Consider the following 19,900-nt stretch of genomic DNA (forward strand, 5'->3'; position numbering starts at 1 on the left):
GGTCACATCCCCAGCGCGGTAAGGGCGTTGGCCCACGCATTAGAGCAGTGGCGGGGTGATTCGCCCTTGGCGTGCGCGGCGGCGAATAGCCGGTCGATGTGGGCTTCGGTGAGGCAGCCGCACCGGCCATGCGTCGACAACACCGCGAGGAACGTCCGGTACACCGCCGTGTGAATGCCGCTACTCGCCTCGGTGATGCGCTGCTCCGCCATGGCGATACCGCGAGCCAGATACGCGGGGGTGCGGTGCCGGCACTCCCCACCACCGGCCGACGTGGACACTGGGACGGGCCGCGCACCAGCAGAGACCGAACCGACCCTGCCGGGGCTGGCCATGTCCTTCACCACCAGGGCGAGCACGGTGTCCGGCAGTGCGGTCATCGTGCCGGTACCGGGCCCGAGCCAACGGGCATAGGCCATGAGGCTCTTGATGTCGACACCGGGCCGAACGGCGTTCGCCGACCGCATCGAACCTTGGTAGATCCAGTGTTCGCCGCGGGTGGTGGGCACGATCCGGGTGATGGGTAGGGTCTCGCGTGCCCATGCGACGGCGGTGGGGTTGTCGAGGTCCACGACGGTCAGCCCTGTTCCCCCGGGGTGGTAGGCGATGTGGTCCGCGTGGCGCCAGTCGGCTGCCCACTGAGCAGAGGTGAGCACACGGGTGTCGGTGGTGGCAGCTGCCCACGCGTGGCAGGGGAGCGGGCACCCGCACGGGCCAGGGACGCGCATGTGCGGCCTACCTCCACACGCCATGTCGCGGCAGGAGCGGCAGTTCGCAGGGGGGCGCTTGGCCCGTAGCGGCAGCACGGGCACCCCGTGCTGAGCGAGATTCAGCGCCGTGGATAGCAGCGCGGTGGTGCGGTCATGGGTCATGCTGGAGACCTCCAGGTCTGTTGGCTGGGAGACAGGGCGGCCCCGCTTCTTTGGCGAGAGGGGGCCGCCCTTTGGTGTTGCTAGTCGTCGCAGTCGCAGTTCTCGGGGTGCTGCTGGCAGTAGGGGCATCGGGGGCAGTCGCATCCGCAGGCGTGATAGGTGTCGATGCAGTCGCAGCGACACATGCCTTCACCGCATGGGGAGTCGTCGTTCATGGCGGGTCCTTAGAGGTTGGGGATGGTGTTGATGACGGCGTTGGCTAGGTTGTTGATGGGTTCGGCGGCGCCGGTGGATGCGAGGAAGAATCCGAACCCTGCGGCGACGAATGCGGCTCCCCAGCTGAGGGAGTTGGAGCGCAGGAGGAAGAACAGGACCAAGCCGAAGAGGGCGACGAGGGAGATGGTCACGGCCACGAAGGGGCCTCCTTGGTGTGGGGTGGTTAGCGGGTGCCTGCGCGGTAGGTGCGGGTGGCGCGGTTGTGGAGCCAGCGGCCTATGCGGATGCGTTTGCCGGTGGCGTGGCAGCGGCGGCAGTCTTTGCCGCGTTTGGGCTTGCCTTTGCGGTCGGTGGTGAGCTTGTGGCCCATGCCGTGGCAGCGGCGGCAGTCGCCGAACGGGCTCAGCCAGCACCGAACGCTGTAACTGAGTGTGACGATGAGTAGGCAGGTGCTAGCAAGGAGGGTCAGGCCCATGAGGGGGCTCCCAGGTGGGGTTTGAGGGGTTTCCGCAGGTGGCTCGCTAGGTGCTAGCGGGCTGATCAAGGGCGGTTTTTGTTGCTAGCGAGGTTGCTAGGTCTAGCGACAGGTGTTGCTAGACCTAGCGACGCTTCGCGGCTACTTCCCGGCTCGCTTCTTGTTGCGTTCCGTGACGGCGTCGATGATGTGCTGACGCTCGATGCCGCGCCGGTTGGCGCCCTTGCCGGTGTCGGTCTTGCCCCACACCTGGTCTGTTTTGATGCCGTAGGGCTTGAGCGCGGTGGCGAGTTGATCGGCCTTGGCGCGGCCTTCCAGCTCCGCCCATTCGCTGTAGGCGTCCGGGTTGAGTTCGGCGAGCCGGTCGACGATGGTCTCGGACCACACCTTGTCCTCACTGCGTCCGAGGACGGCGGCCACGTCGGTGAGGATGGCGTCTGCGCCGCGGGTGCTGGTGCTCTGGCCGACCGCGTCCCCGGTGAGTGTGCCTTCGGCCTCACGCAGCGCTGCGGCGCGGGTCAAGATGGTGTTGGCGTCCCGGCCGTCAGCGAGGTAGGTGCGCACGATCCCGGAGTCGTCCGACATGCCCTTGAGTAGGCCCACGCCCTTGTGGGACTTGAGGAGCTTGGATGCGTCCAGCCCTTCGCTGTAGGAGCCTGCGCCGAGGACGACGTCGGACACCTGCCAGGACCCGACCCGCAGGGAGAACCGGGCTTGGTGCTGGTCTCGCAGCACGCTGGGGCAGGCGGTGTCGTCCGGCTTCTGCGTGGAGAGCATTACCGGTACCCCGACCGCGGGGGCGACCCGGGCCAGGTAGACCAGCAGTTCAAGAACGGTCTTGCCGTGGGTGGGGTGCTGCAAGTACTCCTGCACTTCATCGACCACGACCAGGGTGAGGGGCATGTTCAGCTTCCGGTCCCGGCTGATTTCCGGGGTCAGTTTGCCCTCGGGGCAGATGTGCAGGGGGAGTTCGGACAGCCGGTGATAGCGGTCCTCCACATCCGCCTTCAGCTCCATCAGGGCATTGATCAGGTGTTCCACCGGGTCGATGCCGTTGCGGGGCACGATCCCGAACCCGATCCGGTGCGCGACCTTGGCGAACGCGCGCCAGTCCGGTGACGCTTTCCCGTCGAACACGATCAGGCGGACGTGCGGGTCCAGCGCGGCAGCAAGGGCGATCGTCCGGGCGGAGAACGTCTTGCCCTGCCGCGGTACGGCGCCGACCAGCAGCGACAGCCAGAGCATGGTGGCCATGACCGGGTTGCCCCGCTCATCGACACCCCACGGGAACGGCTTCCAGAAGTCCACCCGCGTCGCTCCGAGGAGCGGTGTGCGACCGGCCGGGACGGCGAGCGGGTCACGGTCAGCGATCCAGTACGACACCCGCCGGCCACTGGTCTCGTCCTTGTCCAGGAAGAGCTGAGTCGGGGCGATGTCCATACCGGACGCCAGACGGGCATGTGCCTTGACGGCGTCCTCAAAGGTTTTGCCGTAGGGGAGGTCGACCACCACACGCCACCCGTCGCCGTCCCGCCCGATCGGCCGGGGGAAAGCGATGGACTGGTCTCGGCTGGTCAAGTTCGCCGCATCGTGCGCACGAACCACGATGTCGGAAGACAGCCGCCGTTTGCGGAACGTCACCTTGGCCCGATCGATCAACGGCCGGTCAGCCGGAGCCCCGGCCAGACCCAGCGCCGTCGTGAACGTAGCCATCGACAGCATGAGCAGCCAGGACGGCGCCATGACATACAGGGTGAGCGCGGCAGTGAGGCCCACGAACCCGGCCACGGTGGCGACGATACTCCGCAGACGGACACGGTCGTTGCGCTGCCGCGACAGCTTCAGATACTCGCCCGCGTCCTCGGCCGCGACAGCCGCGACGCGCAGGCCCTTGCCCTCGGCGTCGAACACCCACCGGCCGACCGCGGTCGACCACCGCCACGCCCCACGCGGGGAGTAGGCCAGCACCTTGGGCGCATAGATACACGGCAGGCGAACGGCGTGGTAGCCGAGCATCGTTGAGTAGTGGCGGATGGCCCACTTACGGACGGCCGCGCGCTGGTCGGGAAGCTTCACCCAATCCGGCAACACCGGCAAACGAGTCTTGTTCCGCTCCTGCATCCACTCAGCGACCGACAGCGGATACACCTCGCGCGCCGGGTCGACCGGGGCACCCTCGATCAGCCCCTCGGCCTCGGGGTCGTCGGTATCGGGGAGTTCGGCCTCCCACTCACCCGGCTTCACCACACCCACGGCAGGAGCATCAGCAACAGCCGCCGGTGCGGTGGTGTTCTTGAGCGGGAACGGCACAATGTCGGCCGGTACTGCCGGGGTCGGGATGCGTTCGAGGTCGGGCACGGGCCGCAGATGCGCACCCGTCGAACCGTCCGTCATGCTGAGACCTCCTGAGGTCTGATTCGGGACTGATGGGCCGGGGTGACCGCGCATCTTTGGCGAGAGCGGGCGGTCACCCCGGGCAGAGCTACTGGGCCTTCTTCGCGGTCTGTTCCTGCCGCTTGCGGGCACCGTCGATGACCCGCTCAACCCGTCGTTCAAGGTCGGTGAGGTCGACCGTGCCGTGTCCGTGGCGGTCGGGGTCTGCGATGCCTCGCTTGGCCATGCGGGCGATCAGCCATCCGACCCGTGCTTTCTCGGCCACGGTGAGCTGGGGTTCGTCGTGGTTCATCGACGGGCCTCCTTCGCTGCGGTGGTGTCGAGGGCTGCGGAGAGTGCGAGGCGTGCGTAGACGTCTGCGAGGCGTACGGCGTCGAGGGACGGCATCGGCTGTCCGGGCAGGGGCGTGAGCAGCTGCTCAGCCCGCCTGCGGTATTCCTGGCTGGTCATGGCTCCCGTTTCTGGTGCCGGGGCTGTCCCGGCTCCCCACCCCACCCGCGTGTGGCGGGCAGGGCAGGCAGCCGTCAGCCGCGGCGACGGGCCTTGCTGAGGTTCTTCGCTGCGGCCTTGCCATCCGGACCACCCACGGATCGCACGACGGTGACGAGTCCGTAGGTGATCGCGATGACGACCAGCGCAGCCACAGCGAGGGATACGGCCATGGAGGTGAGGGCGGCGACCAGCAGCGGACCGAAGTACACACCAGCCGCGACCGCTCCGGCACCGATCCCGGACCCGAGCGCGACCCGCTGCACCGTCCGGTCGGGGGGCGCCTGGTGGATGTGCTGGTGCACGATCTGCGGCACCTGCTGGTGTGTGGGGAGGTCGCCAGGGTTGATGTAGGCGTAGACCTGGCTACCGTCCGGCAGCCGCACCCGGGCGGGCTCGGGCAGGGACTCCATCAGTGACCACCCTTGGAAGGGTCGTTGCACCAGCCGCACGCGGCGGAGCAGAACTCAAAGTGCCGGCCAAGTACGGCATCGGAGACCCGCGCCGCCACAGCGGCGCCCCTGTCCCCTGCGACCTTTTCGCCTGCTCGGTGCAGGGCCAGAGCGGCCGTTTCCAGTGCGTCATCGACGGTCTTGCGTCCGAAGAATGCCATGGGTTTCTCCTCAGGCGGCTTGTTGGTGTGTGGTCTCGTCGTTGCCGTTGAGCCGCTGGTACACCCGGTGGACGTAGGAACTTGACCGGGTGGATTTGCGGGATGCTTCCGCGATCGTGTCGCCCATCACCCAGCACTCACGGATGACGTTCAAGGCTTCATCGGCAGTGAGCCGCGGCACCTCTGGCGCCTCTTCCGGCCCTGGGGTGGACGGTGGGGGGACAGCGAGGGGATACACCTTCTGTCCCCCGCAGATGGCCAGCGGCTTCGCTGCTGGAGTAGCGATGAGGGCCGGGGACAGTGGCTGGGCATCGCTCGGGGTGGACAAGGAGGGGACAGGAACCGTGTCCACCGCGTGGCGGGGGCTGTCCACCTCGCTCCGGAGTTCGGCGATCCGAGCGAGGATCGCGCGTCGGTAGTGCGTGATCGCTTCCGCGAGAACGATCAACAAGACCGGGGGGATGGAGTGGAGTACGAGCCCTGCCGGGTCCACTTGGGAGGGGACACCGAACACTGTCCCCTTCGGCCACAGCGACGACCAGCAGTTCATGACCCATGTACTGAGACCCGCGAACCAGCGGAGCGCGGTTGCCCATCCGGACGGGTCGATGCCGTGCTCAGACAGCCGTCCGTCCACGATGAGGACCGCGCCCAGAGCGACCGCGACCATGGGATCGAGAAGCCAAGCGATCCAGGGCGAAATGTGATGGTCGATCGCGAACAAGGTCACGTTCGTCGCGGTGAACGTCAGAGCGACAACCGCGACCACCACCAACACCCGCGTGAGCCGAGTCTGCAATTGGGTCAACTCGGCGATCTGCGCCGCACGGGTAGGAGCGCGCTTCATTGGTCGCTCTCCTCGATCTCGTCGAGGTCCCCCGGCTCCCACATCCACGACCCACCCCACCAATCCTCAGACGTAGCGTTCGGCGGAGGGGCGGGAGCCGCAGGGCGCTGGCTGAAGAGTCGGGCCAGCAGGTGGAGGAGTTTCATGCCGCGCTCCCCAGTACGGTCAGTTCGTCCACGAAGGGACGACTCCACTCTCCCCAGGGGCATGAGTTGTCCCCGTCCCAGTTCACGCCGGTGTACTCACGGCCGTAGTTGTGGTGGTCGGGGTTAGTGACGCGCCCAGTCCAGCATCCGAGGGTCGTGCCTAGGCGCCCTTCGGGGCTGGCTACTCGGGTGCCTTTCGGAAGGTCAGCGGCGGTGCGGGGGCTGTTCGATACCGTGTCTTTGTTCTGACCCCTCAGTTCCGCCAGCACTGCGGCGCCCTTGGCTGTCAGCGTGCTTTCGACGGGGTGGATCAGGTCGCGGGCGATGAGTGCGCGCTCTGTGCGGACATCGCACGCCACGACTTCACCGGTCTCGCCCGTGTAGAGGGCTCGGAGCATGGGTTCGCTCAGCTGGTGAGCCTTAACGACCTCGGCGGCGCTCATGCCGCACCCCCCGCCGTGGTCGTGGTGCGGTTGGTGAGGGCACGACGGGCAGCCAGCACCCGACGCCGGGCACGGCGGATACGCCGCTCATCCAGCTCCGACACCGGACGGTCCAGGACGCTGATCTCCACGTCCAGCAACTCAACCTCGGCCACGATGAGCGGGAGCTCCCGTTCGACGGCGTCCAGCTCGACGGCGGTGGGCTCACGGTCGGGGAGGGTGGGGGCGGTATAGACCGCCCGAAGGGGCATGATGGTCATGAGTCGTGGTTCTCCCTGGTAGGTGGGTACGGCTCTCAGCGGCCCCGGTGCTTGAACATCGGGGCCGTGCCGTTTCGTGGGTGGAGTGCCCCGGACGGGAGTCGAACCCGTCCTTCGACCATCGGGGCGATGTGCTCTAGGCCGTCACCTCGGTTGCGAGGTGTGACCGGCGGCGTTGCCGGACGCGTTCTGATAGGCGGCCTGGTAGTGGTGCAGACTCGGCTGCGAGGGGTGGTCCGGGGTGGACGCGATCTCACCGCACCGCCGGGCCAGCTCATCCGCCCGAGCCTGCTCCTCAGCCGCGAACGCCTCGGCAGGCTCCTGCGAACGTCCCCAACCCATACCGCTTACCAACCCTTCGGTTGGTCGGTGAGCCGGGCAGCGTCCGCGAACGCAGTCCGGATGAGCTCCTGCTCCCACACGCGGTCACCCGCCGTGGCATCCGGAGCCTCACCACTCAACGCGTCCGCCCACTGATCCGCCTGAGACTGCAACCGCCACGCGGTCCGCTCCAGATCACTCACCACGACCACCCCGAGCCCGCGCAACGTCGGCACTACGCTTGTTGACCTCAGCCAGCTTCCGGGCCATCGCGGCCATCTGCTCATCTGTCAAACTGACGTACACAGGGACCTCCTATTAGGTGCCTGTACTGCGCCGTTCGGAGTTACAGCTCCGGGCGGCGCCCTTTTGGTTCCGGGGGATTCCGGCTCCCCTCAACCCCACCCGTACGACCACAGGGCCGGACGGGTGAAGGAGGCAACCGCCGCGGCATCCGGAGACCCGCGGGAAGTCGAACCGCGCAAGCCATCCGGGGAGCTCCCAGACGGATCACGCAGTGGATCAAGCGATGCGTGGGCCTTGAGCCACGCCGGACACCTTTTACGGGAGGCGACAGCCCGTCGTACGCGCTTCTGGATCTGTGCCTCATCCCGCTTCTCCGAGGAAGTGCTACTCGGTGTCATCGCGCGGCGTTCGTGCCCTCGGGCAGATCCGGTCTTTTGAGTCGGTCCCCCTCAGGGGGATTCGACTGGTCTCCACTCGCCCCGGCCGGATCTGTCACGGCCGTCGTACTGCGGTGAATCACGCTATGGAGTTGTTCAAAGGGCGCCCGTGAGCCCCTTTCTGAGGGCCTCTCTAGGCGCAAAGAAGTCCTTAAGAGAACTTGTCATCAAGTCCTCTTGAGGAGCTGATGAGAACTATGACGGAGAAGGGGGCGGTCGTCAACTCCTCTTGAGGACCTATGCTGGGACGGTCAATCGAAGATGGATGGTGAGCCACGATGGCCAAGCAGTACGAGCGGATCGCCGACCGACTCCGGCAGCGCATCCGTGCAGGTGAGCTGAAGCCTGGACAGCGGCTTCCTGCTGAGACGGAACTCGTGAAGGAGTACCGAACGAGTCTGCCAACGCTCCGCGAGGCACTCGGCTTGCTGCTGACCGAGGGGCTGATCGATAAGAAGCACGGGATCGGGAACTTCGTTCGGAAGCCTCGCAAGCTGGTGCGGCGAGACAACGCGCGGCACCAGTGGGAGAAGGATCGGGCACGTCTGAGCGAGTTGGAGCGTCAGGCGACGGGGGCAACTGAACGGGATACCGGACTGTCGGTCTCGGATCTCGTCTTCAGCGCGTCATATCGGGAAGTGCAGGCAAGCGAGGACCTAGCCGCACAGCTCGATGTGCCGACAGGGACGCGTCTCCTTGAACGGATCTTCCGCACGAACTACTGCGACGAAGACACGCCGCTCAACCTCGCTCGCTCCTACCTCGTCTACGACATGATCGCGGCCAATCCAGACCTTTTTGACTCGTCCAATGAGCCGTGGCCTGGTGGGACGCAGAATCAGTTGCACACGGTGGGGATTGAGCTGGACCGGATCGAAGAGCGCATCACCGCGCGTCCTCCTACGGTTGAGGAGACCGAGGAACTCGGACTCCAGGGCGGTGTATCCGTCATCGTGCTCCGGAAGACTTCCTTCGACATCGAAGGGCGAGTCGTTGAGGTATCAGATGTGACATTGCCGGGTGACCGCACAGAACTGATCTTCACGACCGCCCTGGCAAGGTGGTGAGCATGACTCAAATTGTCTCCGTCATCACTGCTGTCCATGCGCCGGCCGCTCACTATCTTCAGGACGCGTATAAATCCCTCTGCGAACAGGAACTGCCGACCGGCTGGGACTGGCAGTGGGTCATTCAAGAGGACGGGGAGTCAGACGATGTCGCTCCGCACATCCCTGCCGATCCCCGCATTTCGTTTGGCCAAGGGCGCCCAGGCCGGGCGGGCGTGGCTCGCACCATGGGCCTTTCGCGGGCGGTTGGTCAGTACATCAAGGTGCTGGATGCTGACGACATGCTGACTTCGGGAGCTCTCGCTCGTGACTTGGATGCGCTTCTTGGGAACCCATCCATCGCCTGGTCCACTGCGCGTGTCCTTGATCTGCTACCCGACGGGTCGACTGTCGGGTTCGACCAGGACCCTCCGGAAGGGCCGATTGAGCGCGGAGCAGTTCTTTCTCACTGGAAGGCTCACGACTTCCGAGCTCAGGTGCACCCGGCGACGTTGTTCGCTCGCCGCGATCTGGTCCTGGCTCTGGGGGGCTGGATGGCGCTACCTGCATCGGAAGACACCGGACTGCTGCTTGCGTTGAGTGCGGTCTCCCGCGGATGGTTCACTGCGCAGACTGGCCTCCTCTACCGGAAGTGGCCCGGACAGGTCACAAGCCATGCCTCACATATTCATGAGGGCGAGAGGTCGGCACGAATGGCGGTCGTTGAAGCGCGAGCGGAAGGTCTCGCAAACCTCGGCTGGAGCTTCCCCATTGCGGATCTATGAGTCGAGTTCACGGCGAGTTTCCGGGAGTATGAGCCCTCGGGCGCCATGGTCCTCTCCCTGGAATCGCCCATTCACCCCAAGATCAACCCGCGCTGCCTCATGGAAGCGATTGATCGCCTCAAAAACCGTTCTATGTAGGGCGCGCCATTCTTCTAGTGTTCCGCTGGTTCTCCCGTGGGCGCGCCAGTCGATGGCGTGAGCAGCGCTATTCAACTCGTGGGCTGCCTCAATCACGCCGTCTTCGGCCAGCAGCATGACTCGCTCAAAGGCGCGTCCGCGACTGCCTTCCGCGTCGGCTAAATCCAAGGTGAGGTCTGGCTCGCTGCGATCAATGCTGCGCATCCCCTCTTTGGTCTCATAGAGGAGTACCGACGTGTAGATGCATGTTCGGACGCAATCGATGTACTCCGCGTAGGCATCGAGTTTTCGCTCATCCCACCGGGTGAGCGTGGCAAAAGCGGTTCGCTGACGCTCCATCCGGTGGTTGGTGAAGTGGGTAGTTAGCCCACCCAACAGCACAGCAGCAATCGTGACGAGCTGCCCGACGATGTCCATCGATCCCCCAGCGCGGCATCAAGTCCAGCCGGGATCATAGGCGATGGAGCAACTGATGGCTTCGGGATAGATCCAGCCAGGGCGCGCGTATCACTCAGAACGCGTGCTCCGGAACGGACGCCCTTTGCCCCTTCTGTGCGCCCTGGTGTCGGCTGTGTCGATGGACCGACCCTGAGGACATCGCACAGTGCCGACAAGAAGGGGGACTCGTGGCCCGAACACAGTCCAAGTGCGGAGCACCTACAGCAAAGGGCAGCCGATGCCAGCGGCTGGCCATGGTCGGGGCCTCACGCTGCAATCTGCACCGGGGTGAGTGGTCGTCCTACACGATCGAAAGGCGCAAAGGGAAGACACGCAAGCCCCGGAAGAAGTGACCCTTCGCGGTCCCTCAAGAGGTGTCCGACTGTCCGGTTGTGAACAGCCGGATGGGGCTGACTCATGTGCACTCAAGTTCTTGCCTCCATCGACCCCGGCTCAGTTTTGGACGACATATGGACGGGGAGCCCGCCCCACTCGTTCCTGAGGTGTTCCTTTGCAGGTCAACGGCGGTTCGAGTGTGAAAAGGTCGGAGGACTGTAAATCCGCCGGCTTAGCCTTCCCAGGTTCGAATCCTGGCGCCGCCACTTGATGTAGCTGGCCCCCGATCAGCGGAAACGCCGATCGGGGGCCAGCTGCGTTGGCCTCGTCGGAGCGTTAGTCCGCGAGGCGGAAGGCCAGCTCCGTCACCCATTTGTCGAGGTCCGGCTGCACTCGGGGATCGGTCAGATACGACTCCAGGCGGCCACCCCAGCGCTCGGCGCCCGCCACCTCGGTCATGTCCCACTCCAGGCCCTCGCGGGCCGCCCAGTCGCGGAGTGTGTCGATCACCTCGAACAGGCCGTCCGGGTGGCCGACGTGGGTGAGCGTGGCGTACCGCCCGGCCGGGAGGATGCCGACGCGGATATCGCCCTCCGGCTCTGGTGGGGACACCACCGGGATGCCGGCTTCGACCTCCGACTCGCCCTCCAGGTCGACCGTGTTGTACCGGAAGAACGGCGCCCCCGCGAAGGCGACCTCATGGGCCGTCAGCCAGGCGATCAGCTCACCGAGTCGGTCGGCGATCTGGTCGAAGGAGTCCATCCGGACCGAGCCGCGGACAAAGGCGTACGGCTGCTCTGCCCGCTCGACGATCACGGGCTCTACGTCAGACATCTCATACCTCGGGCAGTAGGGGGCTCGGAACAACGGGGCCCGGAAGGGAAGGGGGCCTTCGGGCGGTCGGGACCGGCCGGTGAGCGCCGGCTCATCGCTGGGACCGCGGTGCGATGACGGGACGACGAGCGGGCGACAGGCCGAACGGAACAGACCGCCGGATCGCCGCGACCGGGCGGCCAGCCGGCCGACTGTTGCGTCGACTCGTATCGACTCGTATCGGCGTGCAACAGACGGACCGAACGCGCCCTCAGTTCCCCGCGACGTCCTTCACCGCGACCATCACCGGCACCGAACCGGTGATCAGCTCCAGCGTGAGCCCGGCCGTCGCGGGCGTCTCGATCAGCTCCGCCAGAACCGCCGCCACATCGTCCCGCGGCACGGTTCCCCGCCCCGTCGAAGCCTTGAGATGTACGAGACCGGTACCGGCGTCACTGGTCAGATGGCCGGGCCGGACAATCGTCCAGACCAGCTGGGGCCGAGCCCGTACATCGTCGTCGGCGGCCCCCTTCGCCCGCAGATAGGCGTCGAAGACCTCGTCCCCCTGATGCGCCGAGTCCGCGCCCATGGCCGAGATGACGAGGTAGCGACGTACGCCGGCGCTCTGGGCGGCGTCCGCGAACAGCACCGCTGCCGCTCGGTCCACCGTGTCCTTGCGGTCGATCGAGCTCCCCGGTCCCGCGCCCGCCGCGAAAACCGCGGCGTCCGCGCCCCGCAGGGCTTCGGTGACCTCAGCCACGGAGGCTGACTCCAGGTCCAGTACGACGGGTTCCGCGCCCGCGTCGCGCAGGTCCTGGCTCTGGTCGGGATTGCGGATGATGCCCGCGACCTCATGTCCGCCCGCCGAGAGCAGCCGCTCCAGTCGGAGCGCGATCTGACCGTGTCCTCCAGCAATGACAATGCGCATGCCTACGACCGTACGTCCCAGGCCCCAACCGCGCCTGACAGCAGGATGGCGAGTCTGTGACGGCTGGCTGATGGCCAGGCGGCGCGGCCGGTCATGGGCGTCCCTGCCGCGGTAGTTCGAGGGCCACTGCCACCGCCGAGTCGCAGTACTCCCGAACCGCGCTCGTCCGGGCCACCACTCGGCCCCGGTGGATGACGATCCTGCTGTACCCCAGGGACAGCACCGCCGACAGGCGCCCACCCCGCACGGCGAGCAACTCGGCCGGGAACCCCGCCTCCACCCGGACCTCCGGCAGCCCCATCGCCTCGCGGGCCTGAGTCGCCACCGCCGCGTAGGCGTCCGAGGCCCGCAAACCGGCCTGTGACGCCAGGAGATAGGCCGCCTCCAAGGGGTCGCCACGCCCGACCGGGTTGGAGACGTCGCGTAGGGCTCCGCTGCCCGCCGCGACCCGTACGCCGGCCGTTCGCAGCAGCCGGACGGGCGCTGTGCCCCGCTGCTCGATCGCGCCGCAGCCGCCCTGCGGGAGACAGATCACCGTGATCCCGGCCGCCGCGAGTTGGTCGGCCGCGCGGGACGCGATCTCGCGCGGTAGTCGGGCCAGTCCCGCGCACGGTCCGATCGACACCCCGGGCCTGAGACCGCCGGCCATCGCCGCCAGGCGGGCGAGCCGGGCCGGATCGTCACCGTGGGTATGCAGATCGACCGGGCACCCGTGCTCGGCGGCGACCTCCAGCACCGCCTCCACATATCCGGTCGGATCGGGGTCGGCGTCCGGGCAGCCACCCACCACGCCGGCGCCCATCTTCACCGCGTCCCGCAGTATCGCCAGCCCGTCGGCGCCCGCCACGCCGGTGAGGAGCCGGGGCACGGCGACCGTGGTCAGATCCGCCAGCCCGCGCAGGGACCGCCTGGCCTGGAGTACGGCCTCCAGTGGGCCAAGGCCCTGGACATCGCCGATCCGTACGTGCGAGCGCAGCGCTGTCGCCCCGTGTCCCAGCTGGAGCAGCGCGGCTTCGGTGGCCCGGCGCTGCACTTCCTGGATGGCGTAGGAGACGGGCCCGCAGGAGTCCGCGCTCAGCGCTGTGTCGCTGTGGCTGTGCGGTTCGGCGGGGGCGGGGAGCAGGAGGTAGCCGCTCAGATCGACCCGGCTGGAGTGCGGGGTGAGGCTGCCCGCGGTGCCGACCGCCTCGATGCGCCCGCCGCTGAGCCGTACGTCGACGGTCCGGCCGTCGGTGAGCCGGGCGCCGCACAGGAGCAACGCGGTGGTGTCCGCGGTTGCACCGTCGGGTGGCTGCGGCTGGCTGTCGGGCATCGCGCTCCTGCGGGGGAGGTCGGGCTCGGGGCCGTGTGAGGGAGTGAAAGATCACATAGCGTGAGACGAGCCTAGGGGCGCTTGGGCCGGGCTTCAGGGAAGAGCGAAATAGTCGTACCGGTGTGGCCGGCGTGAGGTTCTCGGCGAATCCCGGGCGAGGTGGGGCGGGGTGGGGTGGGGCTCGACGGGGTTGTTCCGAGTCGGCCGAGAAGGGGCGGAAGTCGGCCCGGTGGGGCGTCCCGCAAGGCCTGGCGAGGGCCTGGTGAGAGCAGACCGGTCGCCGCAGGCATCAGGCGACGAAACGGATTTGGGCGATCGGCGGGCGACCGTGTAATGTCTTCATCGCTCGCCCCAATAGCTCAGTCGGTAGAGCGTCTCCATGGTAAGGAGAAGGTCTACGGTTCGATTCCGTATTGGGGCTCTGATGTCGGTGATCCTCGTCGTTTTTGGCGAGGGGATCCGGTATCGCAGCGGTGTAGCTCAGTCGGTAGAGCAAGCGGCTCATAATCGCTGTGTCACCGGTTCAAGTCCGGTCACCGCTACACACAGTAGCCGATTGCGGGGTCGGTCCTCCGATCGGCTACTCTTTTATGCGTTCAACCTCATTCGTTTAAGTCCGTCCAAGGAGCACTCACGTGGCTGCCACCGACGTCCGCCCGAAGATCACGCTGGCCTGCGTGGAGTGCAAGGAGCGGAACTACATCACCAAGAAGAACCGGCGTAACAACCCGGACCGCCTTGAAATGAAGAAGCACTGCCCGCGCTGCAAGGCGCACACTGCGCATCGCGAGACGCGCTGATCAGGTTCGTCCCACGAGGCCGCCCCCTTTTTCGGGGGCGGCCTCGTGGCATTTGTTGCGACGGCTCCATGTCCCGATGAGTGGGGCCGTTGATCAGAATGGTCAATCTGTCAGGAGGGAGCCAGTTCATGGCGCTCGACCAGTCCTTCGTAGGACGGACCTATCCGCCCACCTCGTCCTATGAGGTCGGCCGGGAAAAGATCCGCGAGTTCGCCGAGGCGGTGGGGGATGGCCATCCCGTATACATCGACCCGGAGGCCGCGAAGGCGCTTGGGTATCCCGATGTGATCGCTCCGCCGACTTTTGCCTTTGCCATCAGTTTTCGGGCTGCCGCGGCGGTTGTCCAAGATCCGCAGTTGGGTCTTGACTACGACCGTGTGGTGCACCGTGAGCAGAGGTTCGCCTATGCCAGGCCGGTACGGGCGGGTGACAGGCTCAGCGTCGTTTCCACGATTGAGAGCATCAAGACCCTGGCGGGCAATGATGTGGTGGAGATCCGCGGTGACGTGAGCGACGAAGCCGGTGAGCATGTGGTGACCGCGTGGACCAAGCTGGTGGCCCGCGCCGCCGAGGAGGCGTGATGACGTCGAAGATCGCTTTCGCCGATGTCGAGGTCGGCACCGAGCTGCCGGCCCGGAGCTTTCCGGTGGATCGCGCCACACTCGTCCGGTACGCGGGTGCTTCCGGTGATTTCAATCCGATCCACTGGAACGAGAAGTTCGCCGTCGCGGTCGGGCTTCCGGATGTGATCGCCCACGGCATGTTCACCATGGCCGAGGCGGTTCGCGTGGTGACCGACTGGACCGGGGACCCCGGTGCGGTCGTGGAGTACGGCGTTCGCTTCACCAAGCCGGTCGTCGTGCCGAACGATGACAAGGGTGCCGTCATCGAGGTCAGCGGGAAGGTCGCCGCCCTCCTCGATGACAACCGGGTGCGGGTCGATCTGACGGTGACCAGCGCTGACGAGAAGGTCCTGACCATGTCCCGCGCGGTGGTCCAGCTCGGCTGAGAAGCACTTTCCCTCGGCCCGGCTCCCGGGCCGTCGCCAAGGGGCGCTCCTTCTTTCCTCGAAGGGGTGCCCCTTGGCCGTGGGGCCGCACCGCAGCGCGCTTGACTCCTTAGTGATTGTCACTAACTTTCTCTCCATGGTCAGGATGAGTGCGGAGGAGCGGCGCAAGAGTGTGATCCGCGCGGCGATCAGCGAGTTCGCGATGGGGGGCTATGCCGGCACCTCGACCGAGGCGATCGCCAAGCGGGTCGGCGTCTCACAGCCGTATCTCTTCCGGCTCTTCAGGAACAAGCGCGAGTTGTTCCTCGCCGCGGCCGTGCGGTGCCTCGAAGAGACGCCGAAGGCGTTCGCACAGGCCCTGGCCGAGCAGCCCGACGCCCCTCCGGAAGATGTGATGGCGGCTGCCTATCTGCAACTCCTCGATGACCGGGAGCAGCTGCTGATGCTGATGCAGACGTATGTGGCGGTGGCCTCGGCCGAGGCCACCGGCGATCATGAGTTCGGCGAGGTGATACGCACCGCCTGGGTCGGGATCTGGGACCAGGCTTCGGTCGCGTTCGGCGGGGAGGTCAAGGCCACCACCGAGTTCATGAGCATGGGCATGTTGGTCAACGCCCTGGTGACGATGGGCTTCCCCGGGGACCACCGGGTCTGGGCTGGCTTCGCAGGCGGATATCCGCCCCCCTCGCCGACGGATGCGCGGCAGTCAGCCGCCGCCAAGCCGGACGGTTCCCCGCTGGGCGCCGCGGCGGGGGACGATCTTGACCATGAGCCGGGCGGCGGCGCCGTCGGGCCGTGAAGTCGGCGGCCGGCGACTCGTCGTCGCGGGCCTCACCCCGCCGCATCGCGGCGGCCCGCCGCGAGCGGTTGGCACCCGCCGTGGCCCCACCGGGGAGCAGCGGCCCGGGACCGTACCCTGGTGCCGTGCAGGAACTCCAGGATGCTCCCCTCGCCCCCCTGACCACCTTCCGGCTCGGTGGCCCCGCCACCCGCCTCCTCACGGCCACCACCGATGACGAGGTGATCGCGGCCGTACGGGAAGCGGACAGTGCCGGCACCCCGCTGCTGATCATCGGCGGTGGTAGCAATCTGGTCATCGGCGACAAGGGCTTCGAGGGAACCGCGCTGCGCGTCGCCACCGAGGGCTTCGATCTCGATGGCCGGGAACTCGAACTCGCCGCGGGCGAGGTCTGGACCGAGGCCGTTGCCCGAACCGTGGCCAGGGGACTGGCGGGAATCGAGTGTCTGGCGGGAATCCCCGGCTCGGCCGGTGCGACCCCGATCCAGAACGTCGGCGCCTACGGCCAGGAGGTCTCCTCCACCATCACCGAGGTCATCGCCTACGACCGCCACCGCGGTGAGACGGTCACCCTGGCCAATGCCGCGTGTGACTTCTCGTACCGGCACAGTCGTTTCAAGGAGCACCCCGGCCGCTATGTGGTCCTGCGGGTCCGCTTCCGGTTGGAGGACGCGGACGGGCTCTCGGCCCCCATCCGGTACGCGGAGACCGCCCGGGGCCTCGGTGTGGAACCCGGCGACCGCGCGGACCTCGCCGAGGTCCGTCGAACCGTGCTGGGACTGCGCGCCAGCAAGGGCATGGTCCTCGACCCCGACGATCATGACACCTGGTCGGCGGGGTCCTTCTTCACCAACCCGATCCTGAGCGCCGAGCGGTACGCGGCCTTTCTCGACCGTGCCCGCGAACGGCTGGGCGAGGAGGCCGCCCCGCCGGCCTTCCCCGCGGGGGAGGGGCTGACCAAGACCTCCGCGGCCTGGCTGATCGACAAGGCGGGCTTCACCAAGGGGTACGGCGGCGGCCCGGCCCGTATCTCCAGCAAGCACACCCTCGCACTGACCAACCGAGGCGAGGCCACCACCGAGGACCTGCTCGCCCTCGCCCGTGAGGTGGTCGCCGGGGTCCGGGACGCCTTTGGTGTCACCCTGGTCCCGGAGCCGGTGACCGTCGGTGTGAGCCTCTGAGCGGCCGGTGCACACCCATCCTCGGTGACCTTGGACACCGGTGTGCGGATGGGGCGAGCTAGTACGCCACCCCCACGGCCTGCTTCACCGTCTCGGCCCGATCGATCAGCGCGAGCATCGCATGGGCCACATCAGCCCTGGCGATAAACCTGGGGCTGACCGGATTGCCGCCGATGACCGTCCGATAGGTGCCGGTCAGTGGCTTGTCCAGCAGTCGGGGTGGACGTACCGAGGTCCAGTCGGTGGTGCTGCGGGACAGTTCCGCCTCCATCGCGGTCAGATCCACGTAGATGTCCTTGTACACGGCGCTGACCACCTTGGTCATCAACCGGTCGAGCAGCGGTTCATCCGCCGAGGGGTCGCCGAGTGGGGACGCGCTCACCACCAGGAGCCGGCGGGTCCCCTCCGCCTCCATCGCGGCCAGCACCGAGCGCGTCAGCTTCACCGCGATCCCGGCGTCGGCCCGGGTGTTGGCTCCCAGGCCGGAGAGGACCGCGTCGCGGCCCCCGACGGCCGCGCGCAGTGACTCGGGCTGTGCCAGATCGGCCGGGAACACCGTGAGACCGGAGCCGGTGACGGTCAGGCGGGCCGGGTCGCGCACGACCGCCGTCACCTCGTGGCCGGCCTCCAGACCCTGCTTGACGATCTCCTGGCCGATGCCGCCGGTCGCGCCGAATACCGTGAGCTTCATCGTGCGTCCCTCCGAGGTGGGTAAGTGTTCACTCACCTCTAGGGTGGGTAAGTACTCACCCACCCGTCAAGCCCATTCGCCGCAGCCCGGCCGGAGAAGGAACAGAGTCCATGCAGAAACCGGTACAGAAGCCGGCCCGTGCCCGCATCCTCGACGCGGCGCACGTCCTGATGCTCACCCTGGGGCTCGCCCGCACCACGACCAAGGAGATCGCCAAGGCGGCGGACTGTTCGGAGGCGGCGCTCTACAAGAGCTTCAGCAGCAAGGAGGAGTTGTTCATCGCCGTCCTGGACGAGCGGTTGCCGAAGCTGGGCCCCCTGCTCAGTGAACTCACCGCCCGGCCCGGTGAGGGAGACCTTGAGGAGAACCTCACCGAAGTGGCCCGACAGGCCGCCCGCTTCTACGCCCAGACCGTCCCGATCGCCGCGTCGCTCTATGCCGACCCCAGGCTCAAGGCCCGTCATGAAGCCGCGCTGCGGGAGATGGGCACCGGACCGTACAAGCCGATCCAGCGCCTCGACGCCTATCTGCGGGCCGAGCAGCGAGCCGCCCGTATCCACGCCGACGCCGACACCTACGCCGCGGCCTCGCTCCTCCTCGGCGCCTGCACCCACCGCGCCTTCGCCTACGACAGCGCGGCGGGCGGGACCGCCGCGCCACCACTCGACGAGTTCGCCCAGGGCCTCGCCCGTACCCTGCTCAGCGGAATCGGATCGCCGGGTTAGGCCAGTGCGGCCCGGCTGGCCGACTCGTCAGCCAGCCAGTCGTCGATCCCGGCGAGCAGCTTGGTCCGTACGTCCAGCGGAGCCGCCGAACCCCGCACCGACTGCCGGGCCAGCTCCGCCAGTTCCCCGTCGGTGAAACCGTGGTGCCTACGGGCGAACTCGTACTGGGCGGCCAGCCGGGAGCCGAAGAGCAGCGGGTCATCCGCGCCCAACGCCATCGGCACGCCGGCTTCGAACAACGTCCGCAGCGGTACGTCCGAGGGCTTCTCGTACACCCCCAGGGCCACATTCGACGCCGGGCACACCTCGCAGGTCACCCTGCGGTCGGCCAGCTGGCGCAGTAGCCGGGGGTCCTCCGCCGCCCGCACCCCATGTCCGATCCGGGCCGCGTGGAGATCGTCCAGACAGTCCCGCACCGACGACGGGCCGCTCAGCTCCCCGCCGTGCGGCGCGGCCAGCAGCCCGCCCGTCCGGGCGATCGCGAAGGCACGGTCGAAGTCCCTGGCCATGCCCCGACGCTCGTCGTTGGAGAGCCCGAAGCCCACGATCCCGTGATCCGCGTACCGCACGGCGAGCCGCGCCAACGTACGGGCCTCCAGCGGGTGCTTCATACGGTTCGCGGCGACCAGGACCCGCATCCCGAGGCCGGTCTCGCGCGCCGCGCTGTTCACCGCGTCCAAGATGATCTCCAGCGCGGGGATCAGGCCACCGAGCATCGGTGCGTACGAGGTGGGGTCGACCTGGATCTCCAGCCAGCCGGAGCCGTCCCGCACGTCCTCCTCGGCGGCCTCCCGCACCAGTCGCTGGATGTCCTCGGGGCTGCGCAGACAGGAGCGCGCGATGTCATAGAGGCGCTGGAAGCGGAACCAGCCGCGCTCGTCGGTGGCACGCAGTTTGGGGGGCTCGCCGCTCGTGAGGGCGTCGGGTAGGTGGACGCCGTACTTATCGGCGAGTTCAAGCATGGTGGAGGGCCGCATCGAGCCGGTGAAGTGCAGATGGAGATGGGCTTTGGGGAGCCGGCTGACGTCACGTACGTGGTCCATTCCAGGATCTTGCCGTACCGCCCCGCCGCCCCGTAACCGGATTCCCTGATCGGGGTCTTGCCCGAACGAAGAATCGGCCCTTGCCGCGGGCGGGCGC

The 19,900-nt window shown here is 67.4% G+C and carries 29 protein-coding genes and 3 tRNA genes; 11 read left to right on the forward strand and 21 right to left on the reverse strand.

The features are described from left to right. Positions 1 to 2 precede the first annotated feature (2 nt). The 15 genes from NBG84_RS33105 to NBG84_RS33170 all read right to left on the reverse strand — a co-directional run bounded on the left by NBG84_RS33105 (position 3) and on the right by NBG84_RS33170 (position 7,312). Positions 3 to 872 (reverse strand): bifunctional DNA primase/polymerase, encoded by an 870-nt coding sequence (locus NBG84_RS33105; RefSeq protein ID WP_250923381.1) that lies wholly within the window; start codon positions 870 to 872, stop codon positions 3 to 5. A gap of 80 nt (positions 873 to 952) precedes the next feature. Continuing rightward, on the reverse strand, positions 953 to 1,087 hold the full coding sequence (locus NBG84_RS40835) for a hypothetical protein (RefSeq protein ID WP_285368428.1): 135 nt from the start codon (positions 1,085 to 1,087) through the stop codon (positions 953 to 955). Between the two features lie 9 nt (positions 1,088 to 1,096). Then, on the reverse strand, positions 1,097 to 1,285 hold the full coding sequence (locus NBG84_RS33110; protein WP_250923382.1) for a hypothetical protein: 189 nt from the start codon (positions 1,283 to 1,285) through the stop codon (positions 1,097 to 1,099). A 26-nt stretch (positions 1,286 to 1,311) separates the two neighbouring features. After that, positions 1,312 to 1,563, reverse strand: a complete 252-nt coding sequence (locus NBG84_RS33115; protein WP_250923383.1) for a hypothetical protein — start codon at positions 1,561 to 1,563, stop codon at positions 1,312 to 1,314. Positions 1,564 to 1,704: 141 nt separating this feature from the next. Beyond that, positions 1,705 to 3,957 (reverse strand): P-loop NTPase family protein, encoded by a 2,253-nt coding sequence (locus NBG84_RS33120; protein WP_250923384.1) that lies wholly within the window; start codon positions 3,955 to 3,957, stop codon positions 1,705 to 1,707. 88 nt (positions 3,958 to 4,045) lie between these two features. Beyond that, the gene (locus NBG84_RS33125) at positions 4,046 to 4,249 is read right to left on the reverse strand and encodes a DUF6257 family protein (RefSeq protein WP_250923385.1); all 204 of its coding nucleotides are present in this window, start codon (positions 4,247 to 4,249) and stop codon (positions 4,046 to 4,048) included. Then, positions 4,246 to 4,407 (reverse strand): hypothetical protein, encoded by a 162-nt coding sequence (locus NBG84_RS33130; protein WP_250923386.1) that lies wholly within the window; start codon positions 4,405 to 4,407, stop codon positions 4,246 to 4,248. Before NBG84_RS33130 ends, NBG84_RS33125 begins: the two co-directional genes overlap by 4 nt. A gap of 74 nt (positions 4,408 to 4,481) precedes the next feature. Next, positions 4,482 to 4,859, reverse strand: coding sequence for a DUF6251 family protein (locus NBG84_RS33135; protein WP_250923387.1), 378 nt, complete (start codon positions 4,857 to 4,859; stop codon positions 4,482 to 4,484). Next, positions 4,859 to 5,059 carry a hypothetical protein gene (locus NBG84_RS33140; protein WP_250923388.1) on the reverse strand — a complete coding sequence of 67 codons (201 nt, stop codon included), beginning with the start codon at positions 5,057 to 5,059 and terminating at the stop codon, positions 4,859 to 4,861. The genes NBG84_RS33135 and NBG84_RS33140 overlap by 1 nt, the downstream gene beginning before the upstream one ends. A gap of 10 nt (positions 5,060 to 5,069) precedes the next feature. After that, entirely contained in the window at positions 5,070 to 5,906 is an 837-nt protein-coding gene (locus tag NBG84_RS33145; RefSeq protein ID WP_250923389.1) for a DUF2637 domain-containing protein, read from the reverse strand. Next, positions 5,903 to 6,052: a hypothetical protein gene (locus NBG84_RS33150; RefSeq protein WP_250923390.1), complete on the reverse strand. Its 150-nt coding sequence runs from the start codon at positions 6,050 to 6,052 to the stop codon at positions 5,903 to 5,905. Before NBG84_RS33150 ends, NBG84_RS33145 begins: the two co-directional genes overlap by 4 nt. After that, positions 6,049 to 6,495 carry a hypothetical protein gene (locus tag NBG84_RS33155; RefSeq protein ID WP_250923391.1) on the reverse strand — a complete coding sequence of 149 codons (447 nt, stop codon included), beginning with the start codon at positions 6,493 to 6,495 and terminating at the stop codon, positions 6,049 to 6,051. The genes NBG84_RS33150 and NBG84_RS33155 overlap by 4 nt, the downstream gene beginning before the upstream one ends. Then, a complete protein-coding gene (locus NBG84_RS33160; protein WP_250923392.1) occupies positions 6,492 to 6,755 on the reverse strand; it encodes a DUF6284 family protein in 264 nt (87 codons plus the stop codon). The genes NBG84_RS33155 and NBG84_RS33160 overlap by 4 nt, the downstream gene beginning before the upstream one ends. Positions 6,756 to 6,899: 144 nt before the next feature. Then, positions 6,900 to 7,097: a hypothetical protein gene (locus NBG84_RS33165; RefSeq protein ID WP_250923393.1), complete on the reverse strand. Its 198-nt coding sequence runs from the start codon at positions 7,095 to 7,097 to the stop codon at positions 6,900 to 6,902. 5 nt (positions 7,098 to 7,102) lie between these two features. Beyond that, entirely contained in the window at positions 7,103 to 7,312 is a 210-nt protein-coding gene (locus tag NBG84_RS33170) for a hypothetical protein (protein WP_250923394.1), read from the reverse strand. Positions 7,313 to 8,037: 725 nt separating this feature from the next. On the opposite strand from NBG84_RS33170, the gene NBG84_RS33175 reads away from it, so the two are divergent. Both NBG84_RS33175 and NBG84_RS33180 read left to right on the forward strand, forming a co-directional pair. Beyond that, the gene (locus NBG84_RS33175) at positions 8,038 to 8,826 is read left to right on the forward strand and encodes a GntR family transcriptional regulator (protein ID WP_250923395.1); all 789 of its coding nucleotides are present in this window, start codon (positions 8,038 to 8,040) and stop codon (positions 8,824 to 8,826) included. A gap of 2 nt (positions 8,827 to 8,828) precedes the next feature. Beyond that, positions 8,829 to 9,590, forward strand: a complete 762-nt coding sequence (locus tag NBG84_RS33180; protein WP_250923396.1) for a glycosyltransferase family 2 protein — start codon at positions 8,829 to 8,831, stop codon at positions 9,588 to 9,590. Here the strand turns inward: NBG84_RS33180 and NBG84_RS33185 are convergent. Then, positions 9,585 to 10,145: a hypothetical protein gene (locus NBG84_RS33185; protein ID WP_250923397.1), complete on the reverse strand. Its 561-nt coding sequence runs from the start codon at positions 10,143 to 10,145 to the stop codon at positions 9,585 to 9,587. The genes NBG84_RS33180 and NBG84_RS33185 overlap by 6 nt on opposite strands. Positions 10,146 to 10,689: 544 nt before the next feature. On the opposite strand from NBG84_RS33185, the gene NBG84_RS33190 reads away from it, so the two are divergent. Then, positions 10,690 to 10,768, forward strand: a tRNA-OTHER gene (locus NBG84_RS33190). 70 nt (positions 10,769 to 10,838) lie between these two features. Here the strand turns inward: NBG84_RS33190 and NBG84_RS33195 are convergent. From NBG84_RS33195 to NBG84_RS33205, 3 genes are all read right to left on the reverse strand, one after another. Beyond that, a complete protein-coding gene (locus tag NBG84_RS33195) occupies positions 10,839 to 11,336 on the reverse strand; it encodes a GyrI-like domain-containing protein (protein WP_250923398.1) in 498 nt (165 codons plus the stop codon). A gap of 250 nt (positions 11,337 to 11,586) precedes the next feature. Next, positions 11,587 to 12,243, reverse strand: a complete 657-nt coding sequence (locus NBG84_RS33200) for an NAD(P)H-binding protein (RefSeq protein ID WP_250923399.1) — start codon at positions 12,241 to 12,243, stop codon at positions 11,587 to 11,589. A 91-nt stretch (positions 12,244 to 12,334) separates the two neighbouring features. Then, positions 12,335 to 13,555: an amidohydrolase family protein gene (locus tag NBG84_RS33205; RefSeq protein WP_250923400.1), complete on the reverse strand. Its 1,221-nt coding sequence runs from the start codon at positions 13,553 to 13,555 to the stop codon at positions 12,335 to 12,337. Positions 13,556 to 13,903: 348 nt separating this feature from the next. Between NBG84_RS33205 and NBG84_RS33210 the strand changes: the two genes are divergently transcribed. The 7 genes from NBG84_RS33210 to NBG84_RS33240 all read left to right on the forward strand — a co-directional run bounded on the left by NBG84_RS33210 (position 13,904) and on the right by NBG84_RS33240 (position 17,344). Then, positions 13,904 to 13,976 (forward strand) — tRNA-Thr (locus NBG84_RS33210). Between the two features lie 48 nt (positions 13,977 to 14,024). Continuing rightward, positions 14,025 to 14,097, forward strand: a tRNA-Met gene (locus NBG84_RS33215). A 93-nt stretch (positions 14,098 to 14,190) separates the two neighbouring features. Beyond that, the gene (gene rpmG / locus NBG84_RS33220) at positions 14,191 to 14,355 is read left to right on the forward strand and encodes a 50S ribosomal protein L33 (RefSeq protein ID WP_006347275.1); all 165 of its coding nucleotides are present in this window, start codon (positions 14,191 to 14,193) and stop codon (positions 14,353 to 14,355) included. 128 nt (positions 14,356 to 14,483) lie between these two features. Further along, positions 14,484 to 14,936: an FAS1-like dehydratase domain-containing protein gene (locus NBG84_RS33225; protein ID WP_250923401.1), complete on the forward strand. Its 453-nt coding sequence runs from the start codon at positions 14,484 to 14,486 to the stop codon at positions 14,934 to 14,936. Continuing rightward, positions 14,936 to 15,364: a MaoC family dehydratase gene (locus tag NBG84_RS33230; protein WP_250923402.1), complete on the forward strand. Its 429-nt coding sequence runs from the start codon at positions 14,936 to 14,938 to the stop codon at positions 15,362 to 15,364. The genes NBG84_RS33225 and NBG84_RS33230 overlap by 1 nt, the downstream gene beginning before the upstream one ends. 136 nt (positions 15,365 to 15,500) lie before the next feature. Continuing rightward, positions 15,501 to 16,163, forward strand: a complete 663-nt coding sequence (locus NBG84_RS33235) for a TetR/AcrR family transcriptional regulator (protein WP_308312144.1) — start codon at positions 15,501 to 15,503, stop codon at positions 16,161 to 16,163. Positions 16,164 to 16,288: 125 nt separating this feature from the next. After that, positions 16,289 to 17,344 (forward strand): UDP-N-acetylmuramate dehydrogenase, encoded by a 1,056-nt coding sequence (locus NBG84_RS33240; RefSeq protein WP_250923403.1) that lies wholly within the window; start codon positions 16,289 to 16,291, stop codon positions 17,342 to 17,344. A gap of 58 nt (positions 17,345 to 17,402) precedes the next feature. Here the strand turns inward: NBG84_RS33240 and NBG84_RS33245 are convergent, their stop codons facing one another. Then, the gene (locus NBG84_RS33245; RefSeq protein ID WP_250923404.1) at positions 17,403 to 18,035 is read right to left on the reverse strand and encodes an NAD(P)-dependent oxidoreductase; all 633 of its coding nucleotides are present in this window, start codon (positions 18,033 to 18,035) and stop codon (positions 17,403 to 17,405) included. Between the two features lie 110 nt (positions 18,036 to 18,145). On the opposite strand from NBG84_RS33245, the gene NBG84_RS33250 reads away from it, so the two are divergent. Then, on the forward strand, positions 18,146 to 18,760 hold the full coding sequence (locus tag NBG84_RS33250; RefSeq protein WP_250923405.1) for a TetR/AcrR family transcriptional regulator: 615 nt from the start codon (positions 18,146 to 18,148) through the stop codon (positions 18,758 to 18,760). On the opposite strand, the gene NBG84_RS33255 is transcribed toward NBG84_RS33250, so the two are convergent. Then, positions 18,757 to 19,803, reverse strand: a complete 1,047-nt coding sequence (locus NBG84_RS33255; protein WP_250923406.1) for an adenosine deaminase — start codon at positions 19,801 to 19,803, stop codon at positions 18,757 to 18,759. The two genes, NBG84_RS33250 and NBG84_RS33255, sit on opposite strands and share 4 nt — an antisense overlap. Positions 19,804 to 19,900 lie beyond the last annotated feature (97 nt).

Source organism: Streptomyces albipurpureus (genome assembly GCF_023701525.1).
GTDB classification, from domain to species: domain Bacteria; phylum Actinomycetota; class Actinomycetes; order Streptomycetales; family Streptomycetaceae; genus Streptomyces; species Streptomyces albipurpureus.

Coding starts and splice junctions, on each gene's coding strand:
- NBG84_RS33105 (WP_250923381.1), bottom strand. CDS start 872: ATGACCCATGACCGCACCACCGCGCTGCTATCCACGGCGCTGAATCTC.
- NBG84_RS40835 (WP_285368428.1), bottom strand. CDS start 1,087: ATGAACGACGACTCCCCATGCGGTGAAGGCATGTGTCGCTGCGACTGC.
- NBG84_RS33115 (WP_250923383.1), bottom strand. CDS start 1,563: ATGGGCCTGACCCTCCTTGCTAGCACCTGCCTACTCATCGTCACACTC.
- NBG84_RS33120 (WP_250923384.1), bottom strand. CDS start 3,957: ATGACGGACGGTTCGACGGGTGCGCATCTGCGGCCCGTGCCCGACCTC.
- NBG84_RS33125 (WP_250923385.1), bottom strand. CDS start 4,249: ATGAACCACGACGAACCCCAGCTCACCGTGGCCGAGAAAGCACGGGTC.
- NBG84_RS33130 (WP_250923386.1), bottom strand. CDS start 4,407: ATGACCAGCCAGGAATACCGCAGGCGGGCTGAGCAGCTGCTCACGCCC.
- NBG84_RS33135 (WP_250923387.1), bottom strand. CDS start 4,859: ATGGAGTCCCTGCCCGAGCCCGCCCGGGTGCGGCTGCCGGACGGTAGC.
- NBG84_RS33140 (WP_250923388.1), bottom strand. CDS start 5,059: ATGGCATTCTTCGGACGCAAGACCGTCGATGACGCACTGGAAACGGCC.
- NBG84_RS33145 (WP_250923389.1), bottom strand. CDS start 5,906: ATGAAGCGCGCTCCTACCCGTGCGGCGCAGATCGCCGAGTTGACCCAA.
- NBG84_RS33150 (WP_250923390.1), bottom strand. CDS start 6,052: ATGAAACTCCTCCACCTGCTGGCCCGACTCTTCAGCCAGCGCCCTGCG.
- NBG84_RS33155 (WP_250923391.1), bottom strand. CDS start 6,495: ATGAGCGCCGCCGAGGTCGTTAAGGCTCACCAGCTGAGCGAACCCATG.
- NBG84_RS33160 (WP_250923392.1), bottom strand. CDS start 6,755: ATGACCATCATGCCCCTTCGGGCGGTCTATACCGCCCCCACCCTCCCC.
- NBG84_RS33165 (WP_250923393.1), bottom strand. CDS start 7,097: ATGGGTTGGGGACGTTCGCAGGAGCCTGCCGAGGCGTTCGCGGCTGAG.
- NBG84_RS33175 (WP_250923395.1), top strand. CDS start 8,038: ATGGCCAAGCAGTACGAGCGGATCGCCGACCGACTCCGGCAGCGCATC.
- NBG84_RS33180 (WP_250923396.1), top strand. CDS start 8,829: ATGACTCAAATTGTCTCCGTCATCACTGCTGTCCATGCGCCGGCCGCT.
- NBG84_RS33185 (WP_250923397.1), bottom strand. CDS start 10,145: ATGGACATCGTCGGGCAGCTCGTCACGATTGCTGCTGTGCTGTTGGGT.
- NBG84_RS33195 (WP_250923398.1), bottom strand. CDS start 11,336: ATGTCTGACGTAGAGCCCGTGATCGTCGAGCGGGCAGAGCAGCCGTAC.
- NBG84_RS33200 (WP_250923399.1), bottom strand. CDS start 12,243: ATGCGCATTGTCATTGCTGGAGGACACGGTCAGATCGCGCTCCGACTG.
- NBG84_RS33205 (WP_250923400.1), bottom strand. CDS start 13,555: ATGCCCGACAGCCAGCCGCAGCCACCCGACGGTGCAACCGCGGACACC.
- NBG84_RS33225 (WP_250923401.1), top strand. CDS start 14,484: ATGGCGCTCGACCAGTCCTTCGTAGGACGGACCTATCCGCCCACCTCG.
- NBG84_RS33230 (WP_250923402.1), top strand. CDS start 14,936: ATGACGTCGAAGATCGCTTTCGCCGATGTCGAGGTCGGCACCGAGCTG.
- NBG84_RS33235 (WP_308312144.1), top strand. CDS start 15,501: ATGGTCAGGATGAGTGCGGAGGAGCGGCGCAAGAGTGTGATCCGCGCG.
- NBG84_RS33245 (WP_250923404.1), bottom strand. CDS start 18,035: ATGAAGCTCACGGTATTCGGCGCGACCGGCGGCATCGGCCAGGAGATC.
- NBG84_RS33250 (WP_250923405.1), top strand. CDS start 18,146: ATGCAGAAACCGGTACAGAAGCCGGCCCGTGCCCGCATCCTCGACGCG.
- NBG84_RS33255 (WP_250923406.1), bottom strand. CDS start 19,803: ATGGACCACGTACGTGACGTCAGCCGGCTCCCCAAAGCCCATCTCCAT.